The 17,905-nt window shown below is 30.8% G+C and carries 8 protein-coding genes and 1 pseudogene; 8 read left to right on the forward strand and 1 reads right to left on the reverse strand.

The features are described 5' to 3' along the window. Positions 1 to 3 precede the first annotated feature (3 nt). From ACX1M8_RS00165 to atpC, 8 genes and pseudogenes are all read left to right on the forward strand, one after another. Entirely contained in the window at positions 4 to 777 is a 774-nt protein-coding gene (locus ACX1M8_RS00165; RefSeq protein ID WP_458616195.1) for a F0F1 ATP synthase subunit A, read from the forward strand. Positions 778 to 794: 17 nt separating this feature from the next. Next, positions 795 to 1,130 (forward strand): ATP synthase F0 subunit C, encoded by a 336-nt coding sequence (atpE, locus tag ACX1M8_RS00170; protein WP_458616194.1) that lies wholly within the window; start codon positions 795 to 797, stop codon positions 1,128 to 1,130. Between the two features lie 9 nt (positions 1,131 to 1,139). Then, positions 1,140 to 1,730, forward strand: a complete 591-nt coding sequence (gene atpF, locus ACX1M8_RS00175; protein WP_458836536.1) for a F0F1 ATP synthase subunit B — start codon at positions 1,140 to 1,142, stop codon at positions 1,728 to 1,730. Positions 1,731 to 1,734: 4 nt separating this feature from the next. Beyond that, entirely contained in the window at positions 1,735 to 2,289 is a 555-nt protein-coding gene (atpH, locus tag ACX1M8_RS00180) for an ATP synthase F1 subunit delta (RefSeq protein WP_458807200.1), read from the forward strand. A 3-nt stretch (positions 2,290 to 2,292) separates the two neighbouring features. Next, a complete protein-coding gene (gene atpA / locus ACX1M8_RS00185) occupies positions 2,293 to 3,885 on the forward strand; it encodes a F0F1 ATP synthase subunit alpha (protein WP_458798011.1) in 1,593 nt (530 codons plus the stop codon). Then, a complete protein-coding gene (gene atpG / locus ACX1M8_RS00190) occupies positions 3,885 to 4,748 on the forward strand; it encodes an ATP synthase F1 subunit gamma (RefSeq protein ID WP_458616190.1) in 864 nt (287 codons plus the stop codon). The genes atpA and atpG overlap by 1 nt, the downstream gene beginning before the upstream one ends. 17 nt (positions 4,749 to 4,765) lie before the next feature. Further along, a pseudogene (atpD, locus tag ACX1M8_RS00195) lies at positions 4,766 to 6,151 on the forward strand (F0F1 ATP synthase subunit beta); the annotation flags it as partial. Positions 6,152 to 6,249: 98 nt separating this feature from the next. Beyond that, on the forward strand, positions 6,250 to 6,675 hold the full coding sequence (atpC, locus tag ACX1M8_RS00200) for an ATP synthase F1 subunit epsilon (protein ID WP_458616189.1): 426 nt from the start codon (positions 6,250 to 6,252) through the stop codon (positions 6,673 to 6,675). 85 nt (positions 6,676 to 6,760) lie between these two features. Here the strand turns inward: atpC and ACX1M8_RS00205 are convergent, their stop codons facing one another. Continuing rightward, a complete protein-coding gene (locus tag ACX1M8_RS00205; RefSeq protein ID WP_458836537.1) occupies positions 6,761 to 17,770 on the reverse strand; it encodes a GDSL-type esterase/lipase family protein in 11,010 nt (3,669 codons plus the stop codon). Positions 17,771 to 17,905: the final 135 nt, after the last annotated feature.

Here is a 17,905-nt window from a genome sequence, read left to right on the forward strand (position 1 = left end):
GTTATGGAAATGAACTTTATGGCTTGAAACCAACCACAGCTACTTTCTTTAATGGTTACTGTAATTGCTATTTTAATTATTAGCATTATCGTTTATGTAAAAGTTAGTCGTGTAAAAGAAGATGAAGCTCCTAAAGGTATTGCTCAAATTGCTGAAGCATATGTATGCTTAATTGATAATACATTTGATGATACAACAGGTGGTGATAAAGTCCAAAAATCAAGACTTTATATCTTTACATTAGCTACTTTTATTCTTGTAGGTAACTTAACAGCTATGATTGGTTTAGAACCAATTGTTACATCATACTCAGTTCCATTTACCTTAGCTTTAATGAGCTGACTTGGAATTTTCATAGTTGGTGCTATCTATCAAAAAGTTAGATATTTAAAATCATTTATAAACCCATTGGATTTACCAGGTAAAGTTTCACCTCTTATTTCCTTGAGTTTCCGTATTTATGGGAACGTTATTGGTGGAACTACAGTTATATACTTAGTTTATTCACTATTTGGATGATTCTGAACATTAATCCCTGGAATTGGAGCTGGTAACCACGAATGATACTTCCTTGCATTGCTAGTATCTCCAGCATTACACTTCTATTTTGACTTGTTCGGATCGACCTTGCAAGCCTATATCTTTACATTACTAACAACTGTTTATTGAGTTGTTGAATCTTCAGGAACTTCTGGAGAAGGTAAAAAGGATAAAAAAGCAAAAAAATCATTAAGTGAAAAGGCTGAGGAATGAACTTCTCTACAAGCTATTTACTAATATAAAAGGAGAATAACATGATTGAAACAGTTACAAAATTATTTGAAAACGCAGCTGCAACAACAAATACTGCTGCTGCAACAGATGCTGCTCAAGCTGCACAACAAGGTGCTTCATCAGGAAGTGCATTAACAACAGGACTTGCAGCACTTGGTGCTGGACTTGCTGCAATTGGTGTTCTTGGAACAGGAATTGGACAAGGATATGCAGCTGGTAAAGCTGCTGAAGCTGTTGGTAGAAACCCAGAAGCTGAATCAAAAATTCGTCTTATGTTAATTATCGGTGCTGGGATTGCTGAAACTGCTGCTATTTATGCTTTCATCATTGCTTTATTATTAATCTTCGTAAAATAATATTTCAAAATGATTACTACAATTACAACAAAACTTGCAGAAGCTACTAGTAGAAGCATAGATGCTCCTACAGCAGCAAAAGATGGGATCACAGAAAAATTCGCTAATTTAATTCCTAGTGTTCCCATGATGATTGCAACACTACTTGCCTTTGCTATTGTTTTCGCTATTTTAACTTGATTATTATATAAACCAGTTAAGAAAATGATGAAAAGAAGAGCTGACTTTATTCAAGGTAATATTGATGATTCAATTAAAGAAAAAGAATTAAGTCAAAAAGCTAAACTTGAAGCTAACAACAAGCTACAAGAAGCTCACAAGCAAGCTGATATTATAATAACTAAAGCAAAAATTAAAGCTAGCGAAGTATCACATTCATATACTGAAAAAGCTAAGGCAGAATCAAAACGTCTTTTAGAAGAAACATCTCAAGATATCACTTCACAAAAAAGAGAATTTGATTCAAATGCCAAAAAATACATTGTGACAGTTGCCACAGACTTAGCAGAAAAAATTCTCAAAAGAGAAATTACTCCAGAAACGCAAACCGAAATCATTGATAAATTTTTAAATTCAAATAAATCCCCAGAGGAACTTTAATTAAATGTATGTAAAAAGAAATGTTTCAGCTTATGCTGTAGCAATTTACGATTTGGTTAAAGAACAAGATAAATTTAAGGAAATTCAATCTCAATTTGAAACAGTTAAAGATGTATTTGTAACAAATCCTAAATTTGCTACATATCTTGGTAATGACCTTATATCAGAAGATGAAAGATTTGAAACTATTGATCTTGCATTTAAAGACTTCGATATCATTATTCGCAATATGCTTAAAGTTATTGTACAAAGAAGAATGACATCTTACATTGTGAAAATTATCATTGAATACTTAAAATTATCTAACAACGAATTAAAAATTCGGTTCGCTATCGTTCGTTCTGCTTTTCCACTTTCAGAAGAGCAACTTGATGCAATTAGACAAAAAGTTCAAAGTGTTACACGTAGAACTGTTGTACTAAAAAATGAAGTTGATCCTAACTTAATAAGTGGGATTCAAATCGTTTCAAAAACAGAAGTTTTAGAAATGAATTTATTACATGATTTAACAAAAATCAAAAATGAAATTATCAAAAAAGAAAATGAAAAGGAGGTGTAATAGATGGCTATTAGATTAGATGACATATCTGCGATTATCAAAGATCGTATCGAAAACATGGGTAAGACAGCAGATAGATCAGAAATTGGTCAAGTTATCTCAATTGGTGATGGTATCGCTGTTGTTTCAGGACTTAACAAAGTTCGTAACAGTGAAATCGTAGAATTCCAAAATGGTGTTTACGGTTTAGCTCTTAACCTTGAAGAAGAAACTGTTGGGGTTGCTTTATTCGGTAATGCTAACTCAGTATCTGAAGGTTATACAGTTAAAAGAACTGGTAAAGTTATCTCAGTAAACGTTGGTGATTCACTTCTAGGACGTGTAGTTAACGCTCTAGGTCAACCAATTGATGGTAAAGGTCCGATCACAAACACAACTACAAGCGAAATCTTTAAAGTTGCACCTGGGGTTATGACACGTGAAGAAGTTAACCAACCTCTTGAAACAGGTATCATTGCTATTGATACTATGATTCCAATTGGTAAGGGACAACGTGAATTAATTATCGGGGATAGACAAACTGGTAAAACAGCTATTGCTATTGATACAATCATCAACCAAAAAGATAAGAATGTTAAATGTGTTTACGTTGCTATCGGTCAAAAGAATTCTACAGTTGCTCAAATTGTAAACAAACTAAATGAGTTCGGTGCTTTAGACTATACAACAATCGTTGTTGCTGGAGCTAGTGAACTTGCGCCTCAACAATACATTGCTCCATATACAGGGGTAACTATTGCTGAATATTGAATGTCTCGTGGTGAAGATGTTTTAATAGTGTATGATGATCTTTCAAAACATGCTATTGCATATAGAACACTATCATTACTTCTTCGTCGTCCACCTGGACGTGAAGCATACCCTGGGGACGTTTTCTACCTACACTCTCAATTACTTGAACGTGCAGCTAGATTAAACAAACAAAATGGAGGTGGTTCAATTACTGCTCTTCCTATTATCGAAACACAACAAGGTGATATTTCTGCTTATATCCCTACAAACGTTATTTCTATTACAGATGGTCAAATCTTTACTAAGGAATCATTATTTAACTCAGGGCAAAGACCTGCTGTAGATATTGGATTCTCAGTTTCTCGTGTTGGATCAGCTGTACAAATTAAAGCAATGAAGCAAGTTGTTGGTTCATTAAAACTTGAACTTGCTCAATACAACGAAATGCAAGCTTTTGCTCAATTTGGTTCAGACCTAGATGACTCAACTAAGACAATTCTAGAACACGGAGCAAAAGTTTACGAATTATTAAAACAAGAACAATACTTTGCTATTTCACAACCTGCACAAGCAATTATTTTAGTAGGGGTTAAAGAAAGAATTATTAACCCACTTCCAGCTGAATATATTCACGAATATCGTGATAACGTACTTGCTTACTTAAGAAATGATTCAGAAGGAATTAAACTATATGCAGACATTGTAAACACAGGTAAAATAAGCGAAGAAAACTACAAACTTATCGAACAAGCATTAATTAAGATAGTTAAAGATATTATTGTAGGTATCCCTAACTACGATCCAAAGATGTACAAAGCATTTCCGAGCAAATATCTAGTTGAAGATAAAAAAGAAGCAGAATAATGGCTAACTTAAATAGCTTAAAAAATAGAATTTCAGTTGTTACAAACACACGTAAAATCACAAATGCAATGCAACTTGTTTCTACTGCAAAATTAAGACGTATTAGAAACGAATTTGCAAGTGTTGATGCTTACTTAAATTCATTAAAAGATACTTTTGATGAATTGATCTCACACGTTGAACCAAGAGATTTCTTTAACATTTTCCCTAAGAACGATAATGTTGAAGCTAACTTACATATTGTTATGACTAGTGACCTTGGTCTTTGTGGTTCTTACAACCACAACATTATTAAGTTGCTTAAAACAAAACTTAAACCTGAAGACAAAATTATTGTTATCGGTCTTAAAGGTTACTCAATGATTCAATCAATGGGAGCAAGCGATCAAATCGTGTTAAAATACACAGAAATTGGTGAATCAGTTTCTTATGAAATTGGAACACTAATTGCTAAGAAATCATTAGAACTATATCGCAACAAAAAAATCGCTAATGTTTTCTTTTACTACACTGAATTTATTAACAACATTTTACAAGAAGCAGTTGTGCTAAAACTCTTCCCATTCGATATTCCTGAAAAGAAAGAAGAAAAATCACAACAAGCTAATGCAACAATTGAATTTGAGCCTAACTCAGAAGTTGTGCTTAAAAACTCAATTCCACTTTATTTAGCAAGTATGGTATTTGGACTTGGAACTAGTTCTAAAATATCAGAAATGGCTTCACGTAGAAATGCTATGGAAAATGCAACAAAGAACGCTGACGATTTAATCAAAGACCTAAGATTACAATACAACCGTAAGCGTCAAAGTAATATTACTCAAGAAATTAATGAGATCGTAGCTGGTGCAGATGCTACATAATAAAAAGGAGGATAATTATGGTTAAAAACGAAGGTACAATAGTACAAATTCTAGGACCTGTTGTCGATGTTAGATTCGATGAAGGTAAATTACCTCACTTACTTAATGCTTTAACTTTAGAATATGAAGGGCAAAAATTCACATTCGAAGTAGCTCAACACATTGGTGATGATACAGCTAGAACAATTTCAATGGTATCAACTAATGGGCTACAAAGAGGAATGAAAGTACTAGATACAGGTGCTCCTATCGAAGTACCAGTAGGTAACGATGTACTTGGAAGAATGTTTGACGTTTTAGGAGATCCAATTGATAATATGGAATTCCCTCAAAATGTCGAAAAAGCTCCTATTCATGCACCATCTCCATCATATGAAGAACAAAAAACTTCATCAGAAATCCTAGAAACAGGGATTAAGGTTATTGATCTTTTAATCCCATATGCTAAGGGTGGAAAGATTGGACTATTTGGTGGAGCTGGAGTTGGTAAGACAGTTTTAGTTCAAGAATTAATTAATAACATTGCTACAGAACATAACGGACTTTCAGTTTTCGCTGGAGTTGGAGAAAGAACACGTGAAGGAAATGACCTTTACCACGAAATGAAAGCAGCTGGAGTTCTTGATAAAACTGCTCTAGTGTTCGGCCAAATGAACGAACCACCTGGGGCACGTATGAGAGTAGCTCTTACAGGTTTAACAATGGCTGAGTACTTCAGAGATAAACAAAATCAAGATGTGCTTTTATTCATCGACAATATCTTTAGATTTACTCAAGCTGGTTCAGAGGTTTCAGCCTTACTTGGGCGTATGCCTTCAGCTGTTGGTTACCAACCAACACTTGCAACAGAAATGGGTGCTTTACAAGAAAGAATTACATCTACACGTAGAGGTTCTATTACTTCAGTTCAAGCAGTTTATGTGCCTGCTGATGACTTAACAGACCCAGCTCCTGCTACAACATTCACTCACCTAGATGCTAAAACAGTTCTAGAACGTAGTATTGCAGCTTTAGGTATTTACCCTGCAATCGACCCACTTAACTCTTCATCAAGATTACTTGATCCACTTATTGTTGGACAAGAACACTACAACGTAGCTCAAGAAGTTGTAGCAATCTTACAAAGATTTAAAGAACTTCAAGATATTATTGCTATCTTAGGTATGGGTGAACTATCTGAAGAAGATAAGAAAATTGTTGCTAGAGCAAGAAGAATCAGAAACTTCCTTTCACAACCATTTACAGTTGCTGAAAAATTCTCAGGTATTAAAGGACAATATGTACCTTTAAGTGAAACAATTAGAAGTTTTAAAGTTATTCTTTCTGGTGAATTAGATGAATATCCAGAAGATATCTTTAGATATGCAGGAAGCATTAATGATGTTATAGAACGTTATAACAAACTTCATAAAGAAACTAAGCTTCAAGAAGCTGAAACTCAAGTAGAAGAAGATCAAGAAATCCAAGCTGATGCAGTTAATAGCGAAGCTGATGAGCAATAATGAGTGATAACAACGTACACTTAATTATTACAGTACCTAGTGGAATTTTCTACGAAGGTGATGTTAGCATCGTAACCTTGAAAACTGCTTCAGGTTATATTGGTCTTCAAGCTGGACGTACACCACTTTTCTCAAATATTGAAATTGGTAGTTTAACTATCGGATGAGAAAACCACCCTGATACAATTAAATGCTACATTGGTGGTGGATTAGTTTATGCTGATGCAAATAAAATCAATATCATAACTGACGATATTATAAATGTTAAAAATATTGATGTTCAAAGAGCTCTTAGAGATAGAGATGCACTTCTTCGTCAAATTGAAGAAGCTTCACATAACGAATCTATTGATAAGCTTAAACTTGAAACCAAGTTGAAAAAAGCTCTTCTCAAAATTGATGCATACAATAATTTCAATAAATAATAATGGTAGCCATTTGGCTACTTTTATTATGCCCTTGAGGCATCCTAGTATGCTGCAAGGGCATAAATAAAACTAGGCCATAGGCCTAGCTGTATAATAAGTAACCACGTTCAAGTGCTTCAAAGTAAGCTTCTTGAAGTGTAATTTTTGGTTCTGGTGAATATTTATCGATGTATCCACCACGGAAGTAGTAAATATATACTAATAATTGGCTACGTTGGTAATTTCTGTCACTAGCTCAAGTTCCAGGGTCTCCAACGATAAATCAATCGTTATATGATGATCTTCCTCTATTAGCTCCAGCTGCGAATCTAGCTTCACTAGGTAGAGCATCAAATTCAGGAACTTCATCACGCATTTTTAAGAATGCATCTCCAACACCTTGTCTGAATAGTTTTTCAACAGTTATAGGTGATCAACTACTTCAGAATAATTTATCTAAATCACCTTTTTCTTTAATTACAAGAAGCAATACTGAAGATAAACGGAACATAGCTTTGTATCCTTCTGATTCAAGGTATTGCCCATTTGTTTCATAATCAACAGCTCCACTCATGATTTGTGAAAGTTGATATTTATATACAGGATAGAATAGAGCCTTGATTAAGGCTTTAAATTTACCAGGTACAGAGAAGATACCTACATCAAAGCTAAATCCAAAGTTAAGTTCGTTTTGAAGTTTTTTCTCTTCGTTAGCTTCTCTTGCAGAAGTTGCGACAACAGGATTTTCTTCTTCATTATTTTTAATAGGCACATTTAATAAGTTTTTAAGAGCTCTATAAATACCTGTGTTATTTTGTAATGAACTTGCTTCAAATAAACGATTAATTAATTTAACATAATTATCTGCTCCGATATTTTCAAGCAAGATTTCTAGGAAAGTATTCTTATTTAAGATTTTGTTTAATGAAATATTTTTATTATCTGCTGTAAGAATAATGCTTAAAGCACCTTTAATAATACCATTTGTTAAATCCTTCATTCTATTAGGACTAGCTTCGAAATTGGTACTCTTAATAGTTTCATAAATACCTTCAACAGCTTCATCTAATTCAGATGTTTCAGTTAAGGTTTTTAATAGACCATGTACTACATTTTTAAGCATTTTTCCATCTTCTTCAGATGTTAGATCGATGTTTAATGCATTAGAAATTGCATTTTGTAGAATGATTGAGGCACCTTTTGAAATGATATTATCTCTATCTTGCATAATAGCGATAAATCATTTCTTAAGGTGTTCTTTTGTATCTCATGCATTAGGTGAATTAAATAATTCACTAAGCATTGTTGAGTAAGAATTGTGTTGATCGTCTGTGTAAGTATCAACTCTATCAAAAATATCTCTTAATAATGCAATTAGTAAGTTAGCAAGCTCAGGTTGAGCAACTGCTTCAATTAACATATCATTAATTGCACTTGTAAGTTGTTCACGTTTTTGACTTGTTATTTTAGCTTGACGTTCTGAAGGAATTAAGGCGTTAACTAAGATATTTCCAACATTAAAGGTATGGATAATTTCAGCTATTTTTCCTTGTTTACCTTCAGCAGAGCTTGTAAGAAGTTTTGTGATTAAATCTTGAGTAATACTAATAATATCTTCTTTATTATTGGTAATTAGACTAGCTTTTAGGAATTTCTTAGCTGTCTTATATTCTGTAAATTCGAGTCCATTAAAGATTGCTAATCCAACTTTAGATGTAAAGTCACTAAATCCATTTGCTGACTTAATTGTGCTAATAATTGAACCAATCATTGACTTGAACATATCTGTTTCTTCAAATAATGATCCTAGATTATTAACAAATAAGTTAACCATTTTTTCTAGTTTAGCTTTTCCTTCTGCATCATTGCTGTAGTCTAATCCAGCAAAAACAAGAGCTTTATTTACTAATAAGTGAGCAATATTTCTTGCATAAATATTATCGTTAAGAACTGACTTAAATAAATCTATAAGAGCTGCTGTGGTATTTTCATCATTTTCTTTTACATTTAAGAATTTTTGAAGTCCGTGGAATCAATCTTTTGTTCCTTCAACATCTGTAGTGCCTTCAAGGTATGATTTTGTTACATTTTCAATAATTCCAGGAATTCTTTCATTATTCATAAATGCATCAACAAAGAATTTGAAGTTAATTCCAATAGTATCTACATCTTCTTGACTTAATGAAAGTGTATCAACAACTTTCTTGAAGCCAGCGCTTTCTTTTGGAATTGCATTTCAAGCAATTGTTCCAATTGAGAAGTTAGATGTAACGAATTGAGTAAAGTTTTTAAAGAATGTATAAACATCTTTTTGCAAGTTTTTAGCATTTACATCATTGATATTTGTTTTTAGAGTTTCGATAACTTTTTCTTGGAATCCATCGCTACTAAAAATCTTTTTACCTAGTGACATAAGTTTATTAGTAAAGTCACTAGTTGAAATTTTTAGTCCTCTTTCATTTACTAAATCAATTAAGGCATCAATTAATTGAGGGATTAAATCAAGTTTTGTATCGAATGCTCCTAAGTTGTTGATTAATACACCAATTAATGCTTCAGAGTTTTCGACACCATCAAATAATTGACTAAATGTTAATGAGCTGATGCTTGGTGCAGGGATTGTTTCAGTTCCTTTATGGTTTTTAATAAGAGGTAATCCTGCACTTATTTGACTTACATCTAGTGTTGTAAGTATTTTATTGATTGCTTTAGAAAGAACTTTAACAAAGTTTTCACTATTATTGATTTGGTACACTCAGTTTCTAATAGCTTGCACAGCTGCTGATTTAAATTTAGGATCAGAAACTAAAGCTTGAATTAGTTTTGAATATGCATCATAGTCTTCTGCTTTTGCATTTTCTTCTTCGATGTAATCTTCAGGCAATTTGATACTTGCAAATTTTTCTCAGTTTGCAGAGGTTAAAACATCTTCTAAGACTATGTGTAAGAAGCTTTTAGCTTCAGGCAAGTTTAATATTTCTTTAGCTAATTCAATTATTTCACCTGATTTTGCTTCAGGATTTGATTTTTTATCAGCAACTTGATAATCTAATTCATATTTATCAAGTAACTTATTAATTCCTGAAACTACTATGATTTGGTGAATTACATCATCACGTTGAGAAATATCATTATAGATAACATCGATTAACTTAATAATTGCATCTTTATTCTTAGGTAAGCTTTTAGCTTGTTTGAATAGTTCTTCAACAAATTTATATTTATTGAAATTAAATGCTTTCTTAAGATCTGCTTTCAATGAATCAAGAGCAATTTTAAGCTTATCATTAAATGCTTTAGCACTATTTTCTGGCGCTGTAATTGTTAAGATAGCTTTAATTAAAGCATCTAAAGTAGCATCCATTGATTTAGTTGCTTCAAGTCAATTAATTGTATCTAAAAGTAATTCTTTAGTTAATTGAGTTCTATCGACTGCTCCTAAATCGATGTGGAATATTTTAGCTAATTCATTAGTTACGTCTGTAACAACTTCATTAAATTCATCAGAAGCTAATACACGATTTAGAATTGATTTTAAATTTGTTTTAAGTGCATTTTGTAATTCGACATGTTTAAATGCACTGATAAATTTCATAGGATCAACTTTAATTAAATCACCTTCAAGTAAGAATGCAGGATCTTTAATAACATTGAAGTACGCTTTAAGTAAGTTATCAAAATCATCGTTTTGAGCCACTGTAGTAGACTCAGAAGTGTTATCAGCCTTACCGATAATTAAGTTGATTAAATTACTTAAGTGCTCTTTAGTTGTGTAGTTAAAGATATCGCTATTGATATTTTGAACTTGAGTTGAGATAAGGTTTTGTATTGTTCCATTATTTTTAAGAGCAAAGACAACATCTTCAACTATTTCAATATAGTTGCTGTAGTTTGATTTAATAAAGTCTAGGTTAAGTATCTTATTAACAAATGCAAGTGGAGCTTTCTTGACTGTTTCATTAATTAAGTTAGCTATATTTTGAGGAATTAATGCTGCATGAGAAACAACTTCTTCAGGTGTTTCTTGATTTCCGGCTTCTTTTAATCCATCAAATACAATTGAAATAACTTCATTAATTAATCCAACCTTATCAATAAGTGGTTTAAGGTTATTTGATAGTTGTTCAATTGTATTTAGTTTTTGACTTGAATAATTATCTGTATCCACACCAATAGCCTTAAGAGCACTTAAGATAGCGTGCTTAATAGCTTTTTGAATGTGTGTATTAGTTAATAGATCGTTAATGAATCCAAGAACATTTTCTTTAAGATCATCTAAGTTTACAAGTGAAACAAGTTTCTTAATGATGTCTGCATAAGATTTAACATCACTAAATTGATCCATGTGAGCAATAACGTTAGAAACACCTTTTGTTAATAATCCTTGGAAGTTATTATTTGTGAATGTAAATACAAAGATTTGTTCTAAATCATCTCTAGAGATATATTTAGTAATCTTATCAAGTGTATTTTGAGGAATTAATCTAAGAATTGAGTTAGTTAATTCAATTGCTTTTCTAGGACCTTGTTCTCCAAATTTAGCAGCTCAATCAGGAATTGAAGTTAGATCTTCGTTTTTGCTTAAATCACCTAAAACATTTTTAAGAATTTGTAAAATTTGAGGTTTGTTTTCTGTAAATAATTTTGAACCTGAAATTGAAGCAAATGTCTTAACAATTTTAGTTTCAAATTCATGATTTTGATCGTTAGTAATCTTGTCTGCAAATAATGTTTTAATAGCACCTAGAATATTAAGTTTACTAAAGTCAGCACCATTATTTTTCATATAACTGATTACAGTTTCAAATACTAAATCAGATATACCGAAGTTTTCATCAATTACATTGTATAAACCAACAATATTTTCAATTAATTTATCAAGATCGTTAGGTTCGATATCTTTAAAGACGAAAACAACTTTTTCATTCTTAAGTGCTTGTGAAACAGCAGCCTTAATAATGTCTAGAATTCCAGCTTCTTGAATTGAATTAGAGATTATTTCTAACACTTGAGGCTTGATTGTAGCGATATAAGTATCGTTGCTTACAAGTTTTTTTACTAAATCATTATAGTTGTTTGCTGATGATAAAGCAAGTTCTGGATTTTGCTCATTTTTAACATTAGCAATAATTGTTTTTAATGTTTCTTTAAGAATTGATTTAAATTGAGTTGAAAGAGCTAAGCTCTTAACAGCATTTGTAAGCTTGCTGCTATCTTGCATATTTAACTTTTCAGCAATTTTGTTTAGTGGAATTAATCCAACTAATTTATCTAGGTTATCTTCATATAGCTTGTTAGCTTGTGAGCTAGCAAATAATCTATCGATAAATTCATTTATCTTTGTACTGTAGTCTCAAATGTTTGATTTTAGTAATTCTTTTACATAGCCAAAGTCATTTAGGTTAACAAGTTTTAGGGCTACAGGAGCTAATTTAGAAGCAAAATCTCCTCATGAAGTTGCATCAGCTAATACTTCATTTACTTTAACAAGTAATTTTGTAAGTAAACTTGGATCATGGTAAATAACTGCTACAACTGTTTTTCTTACTTCGTTATAGAAATCACGTGGGAATGTAGTTTCTGAAGTGAAGACATTTTTGTTAATGAAGAAGTTATTTGCAAGTTTTTCAATAACATCAGTAACAGCTTGACTGTCTAAAATATTTTTGATTAATTTTGATAATTCTGTTGAATGTGATAGTAAAGAAGATTTCTTAAGCAATTCAAATGCTGATTGTGTTGGATTGCTCAATAATCCTTCTAAGTCATCAATTTCAAATGCTGTATCAATTACATCATTAATAACAACAAGTGTGTTTGTATCTTTTTGAAGTGTAGTAACTAAAGCTTTTAAGTTTTCTGCACTGACGTATTTGTCTAGTTTTGTGACATTTGCATCAATTTGTTTATTAATAAATTGTGTAACTTTATCTGATTTAAAGTATTTATTAACAAGAACTTTAACAATTATCTTTAAGTATTCCTTGTTGTTAGAAATAATTGGTGAATCAAGAATTGTTTTAACAAATTTATAAGGATTTTCCTTAAATTTAGTTGAAACAATGTTTAATAATTCGCTTGTTAAAGTTTTTAGAACTGAAGTAACATCTTGAGCATCTTTTGCTTTATTTAGAGTAGCAAATGCTAAATCTAAAATAGGTTCATAAATATCTAAATCTTTTAATAGAGGAAGAATGTTACTTACAAAATCACTAATAAAGGATTCTGTATAGTTATTTTGATTTCCTTCTTTAGCTGCAGTTACATAGAAATCGTTTAAGTTGTATTTAACAACATTGCTTAATGCTTTAACAACAATTTCTTTAGCTTCTTGATCTGCGAAGAATGATTCACTAAAGCCTTTAATTTGTTCTTTAATAGTGTCAAAATCTAAAGCTTTAAATGTTACTTTTAAAGCATCCTTGAAGCTATTAATGCTTTCAAATGTTCCAAATGATTCGATAACTTTAGTTAATTGTTTTGTAAAGACTTCTTTAACATCGCTGTTTGCAAAAATGAATTTGACTAATTTGTTTAAGTCTTCTTGAGAAACATATTTTTCAATTTGTTCTCTAATGTTTGCAGGAATTAATCCATAAACTTGTTTTACAAATTCTTCATCTGTAGAAATTTTGTTATATACGTTAGTTAAGATTTGTTTAATAAAGTTTGAGTGTTCTCTTAATAATGTTTCACCTACAATATGTAGAACCTTAATTGCATTAGGTTCAAGGTTTTCACCTTTAAATAGACTAGCAACTTCGTTTCCTACATATTTAAGTAGAGAAGCTAAATCTTGAGCATTTCCATCATTAGCAAATTTAGTTAATCCATCAAATAAAAGATCGATTAATTTTAATTTTTCTTGTGATTTAAGGATAAGGTCAAATACTGAAGATAAGAATGCTTTAAGTTGAGTATGATTATCATCACCTTCTACTGCAAAAATTCAGCTTATTTTATCGTTTGAGCTTAGCGCTTGGGCTAAAACAGAAACTAAAGCTTTTTTAGCTAAGCTAAATTCAGGTACATCATTAAACTTATTAATTACTCTTTGAACCACTGATTTAAGTTCAGAAATTAAGTCGCCATCTTTTAAGAATACGAATGCTAATTCTTTGAAGTTTGTAGCTGTGGCTAAAGCATTTTGGTTAGAAATAATAGCTTTTGTAAATGCTTTAGAAAGCTTGTTAAATGAATTTGATTTAAGAACTCTTAAAATGAATTTTTGAGCATCTTGTGATGAAATGTTGTATTTAGTTACTGCTTCAGGTAGCTGGATTTTTCCAATTAATTGTGTTAGGAAGTTAGGTTCATTGCTTGAAGCTAGTTGTTGTACTTGACTAAATAATGAATTAATGAATTTTTCGTATAATTCATAATCTTTTTTATCTACTGGATAAACTAATATTCCTTTAACTAAATCAAAAACATTAATATTTAAGTTATCAAGAATTAATTTAGGTAATCCATTTGTAAATGAATTTAAGTTGTCTGATGCTACAAATTTATCAATTACTAAACTTAAAATATTTGAAATCTTTTCATCGTTTCAAGCTTTATTTAAGGCTTTATCAACAATGTTTTCTAATAAAGCATCATATTTATCTTCGATTTGAATGTTGTTGTTTGAAGCTAAATATTTAATTAATTTAGCAAATGTTTTAGGAGCTTTGAAATCAGAAACTAATTTAAGAAGTAATGGTTTAACTTGTTCTTGAATTAGTTTTTTAAATTCTGCATCAGCAAATAACTTTTCAACCAATACACTAGGTGTTTTAACAAATTTTACATATTGTAAGTTATTGATAATAAAGTTTATTGCTTGAGGAATTAATGTTGTGATTTCTTCAGCATCAAATAAATCTGATATTAACTTAGTAACTTCATCTTTTTGGACATATTTATCAATATTTGCCTTATTTATTGCATTTGCAGCTACATCTTTAAGTTGTTTAACTAGCTTATTATTTACATTTAATTTTGTAAATAAGTAGTTAGCAATTTTCTTAATAAATGGTTTATTGTTTGCTAAAGCTTGACTATCTACAAAATCATTAATTAATGTTCAAGGATCATTTAATAATTTTTCTTTTAGGACATTAATTAAATCTGTTGGGATGTTTTTGGCTGTAGCATAGAAATCTTGGGATGTTTTTAAGGCTTGGATTGAAATGAATAATTGATCAATTAAAGGATTTAAAACATCTAATTTCTTAGCATAAGTGAATAGTGAAGACTTGATGTCTTTTGAGAATGAAGAAATTTCTTCATCTGTAATATTGCTTTCAGGTTTAATTGCTTCTAAAGCTTTACGCATTAAGCTTAAAATTGTATTTTGAATAGATTGATTATTTAATAATTCATCTGAAATTGCTTTTAAATGTGTTTTAAGAGCATCTAAATCTTGAGTTCCGATAAGTTTTTGAACAAGACCTGCTATATCACTGCTGTCTTTTAGATCATTGAAATTATCAATTAGGTTATCGATGATGCTTGAAATTATAGAGTTAGTATGTTCGTTAGAAATTATTGTGTTAAATAATGTAGCAAATCCATCTTGAGTAACGATGTCTTTAACAGCTTCTGGTAAGACTTTATAAACTACATTAGAAAGTTTTAGTGTGTGAGATTGAGCTACTAAATTGTGGAGTAATTGCTTAATAAATGTCTTGTTATTTTCAACTATTTTAGTATCAACAATGACATTTATAACTTTGAAAATTGAAATATTTAAAGCTTCATCTTTTTTGCCTAAAAGTTTATTTAGTGAGTCGTTTAAAGCATTAGTTAAAGCTCTTGAAATATTTTCAAAAGGTGTATCTTTCATTTCGATTAAGAATTGAGAAATGAAATCTGAAATAAATTGGCTTGTTTTTTCGCCTTTGAATTGAGAAATATTATCAAGGATATTAGAAATTAATGCATCTGATTGATCTTTAACTAAATTATTTTCTAAATGATATTGGTTAATTAATTTTCAAACAATATCTTGTAATGAATGCTTAATTGTTTCGTTGTTTAAGATATCTCAAGCAAATTCTGAAAGTGAGCTAGCCATTTGTTTAATGTTTTCGTCATCACTTAAGAAGGCTTTAACTAATTCTGGTACATTTTTAACTTTTTGGAATTGATCTGAGTTAGAAATAAATGTCTTAATTAAGGCGTTTAAAATATTGCTTAATTGAGGTGAAGAAATTACTGTATTAAGTAGTTTAGCAACATCTTCTTTAGAGATTTGTATTTTAGATAAAGTACCATCTAAAGCTTTAATGATTGCGTTAACAATAACATCTTGGTTCTTTTTAAATAAATTATCTACAACAGTGGTTAAAGCATCAGCAAGTTCTGCTTTATTGCTATTAATGAAATTACTTTTAGCAAGTGCGTTAACAAGTTTAAATAAGTTTTCTGATGTAAGTGCTTTGCTTAAAAAGATGCTTGGAATATCAGTTAACTTAAGCTCGTTAACTTTGTTGCGTTTAGTTAATTCAGCTTGGAAATCACCCATAATTTTTTGGATGACTTTATCATCAATAATTGCTTGAACAATTGATTCAAATCCATTTGCTCCATTGTTTTCAGCATCAAGAATTAATTTAGCAAGTTTACCTTCTGGATCTAATGATTTGTAGAAAGCACTACCAGTAACAGCTGTAATTGCTTCAATAGTAATGTTCTTAAATGTTTGAGACATTCTAAGAAGTCTTTCACCATAGTTATATGGTGAACGTGTTTGATTAATTTTTGTTAAAAATTCATCATTCTTATCTAAAAATTCTTGAGTATTTGCGCCAATAACTTCTTGAGGTGTTTTGTTAACTTTAATTTGGTATTTTAAAGTTAAAGCATCACCATCAATAAAGCTACTTGTTAAGTCGTATCCTTTAGGATAATCTACTAAGTTTGCACTTGGATTAGTCATCTTTAGATACATATCTAAAGCAAGTTTTTTATAACCTGTTGTGTTAGGGTGAATATCAAAATAAACATCTGAAAGGTCAGCTGAGTGTGAACTTCAGTATTGTGGATTGTAAGCATTTACAATACTTACACGGTTATTTGAACCGTAATCTTGGTTTAATAATTCGCTTAATTGTTTGAATGGTTTATTAATTTGGTCTAATAAAACTACAATTGGGTCAATTGGTAAATTGATTTTTATAAGGCCTTTAATAAAATCATCAAGAGATTTCTTAAGTCCTGACATAGGCATTGGGTAGGTTACAAGGTTAATATTGGCATTAGGTGCTAGAATAGTTAATTCATCTACTAGACGTTTTACACGAGTTGTAACTTCAGGAATTGTGAAGTTAATTGCATCATCAACAAATTTATAGATTCTTAAGTAATCTGGTTGCGGTTTCTTTAATTCATTGATAATAGCCATCGGATTAGCTTTAGCTAAGTGTTTTGTTAGTAAGAAGAAAAAGTCATTAGCTCCAATACTTAATGTAACTAAGTTAGCATCCTTAAGCGCTTCTTTAGTTTGTTGAGCAACTTCTTTAGCATAACCTTTTTGGAATTTTCCAAATCCAAGTCTACCAGCAAATGTTTGATCTAGTTTATCTCAAGATGGGCTATCTGTATAAGGATTTTCGTAAGCAACATCAAGCATCTTGATTCAATCAATTGCTCTAGCTCCTGAAGCAGCAAAGTTAGCAAAACTTTCTATACGGTTATCTTGATTTAAAAGTTGAGCTAAAAATGCAGGATAAGAAGCCCCTTCAATTTTTCCATCTTTAAAAGTACCTGGATAGTCTTGTAATAATCCTCCATCAAATCCAGCTGTAATTGAATCTCCTAAAGCAACATACTTAATTTTTTCATCAGCTTTAATGAAAACTGGAGAAACTTGTCTTACAAAGTTTGTTGATACTTCAGGCTGAATAGGAAGTGGTTCAGGTGGTGTAACTTCAGGTAGAACATCCTTGTTGGGATCAAGAGGTCTAATAGAAGGACCATCAACATTATTTCCAAATTTTCCATTTACAGGGTCATCGGCCACAATTGGACGTGATGAACCTGGCGCCTTACATGCTACAGTTAATGCACTAGCTCCTAAAAAAGCAACGATGCTTACTGTTGTCGTAACTAGTTTATTTTTTTTCATAATATCCCCTTTTGTAGGTATTTATTTATTTATAAATAAATAGTACCACAAAAGACATTCTTTTATACAATGGGGTATGGAAATGCTTTTATATACTTATGTTCCTATTTTTTAGACTTAAAAGTTTTTGCATAA

It is taken from the genome of Mycoplasma tracheobuteonis, from assembly GCF_054456995.1.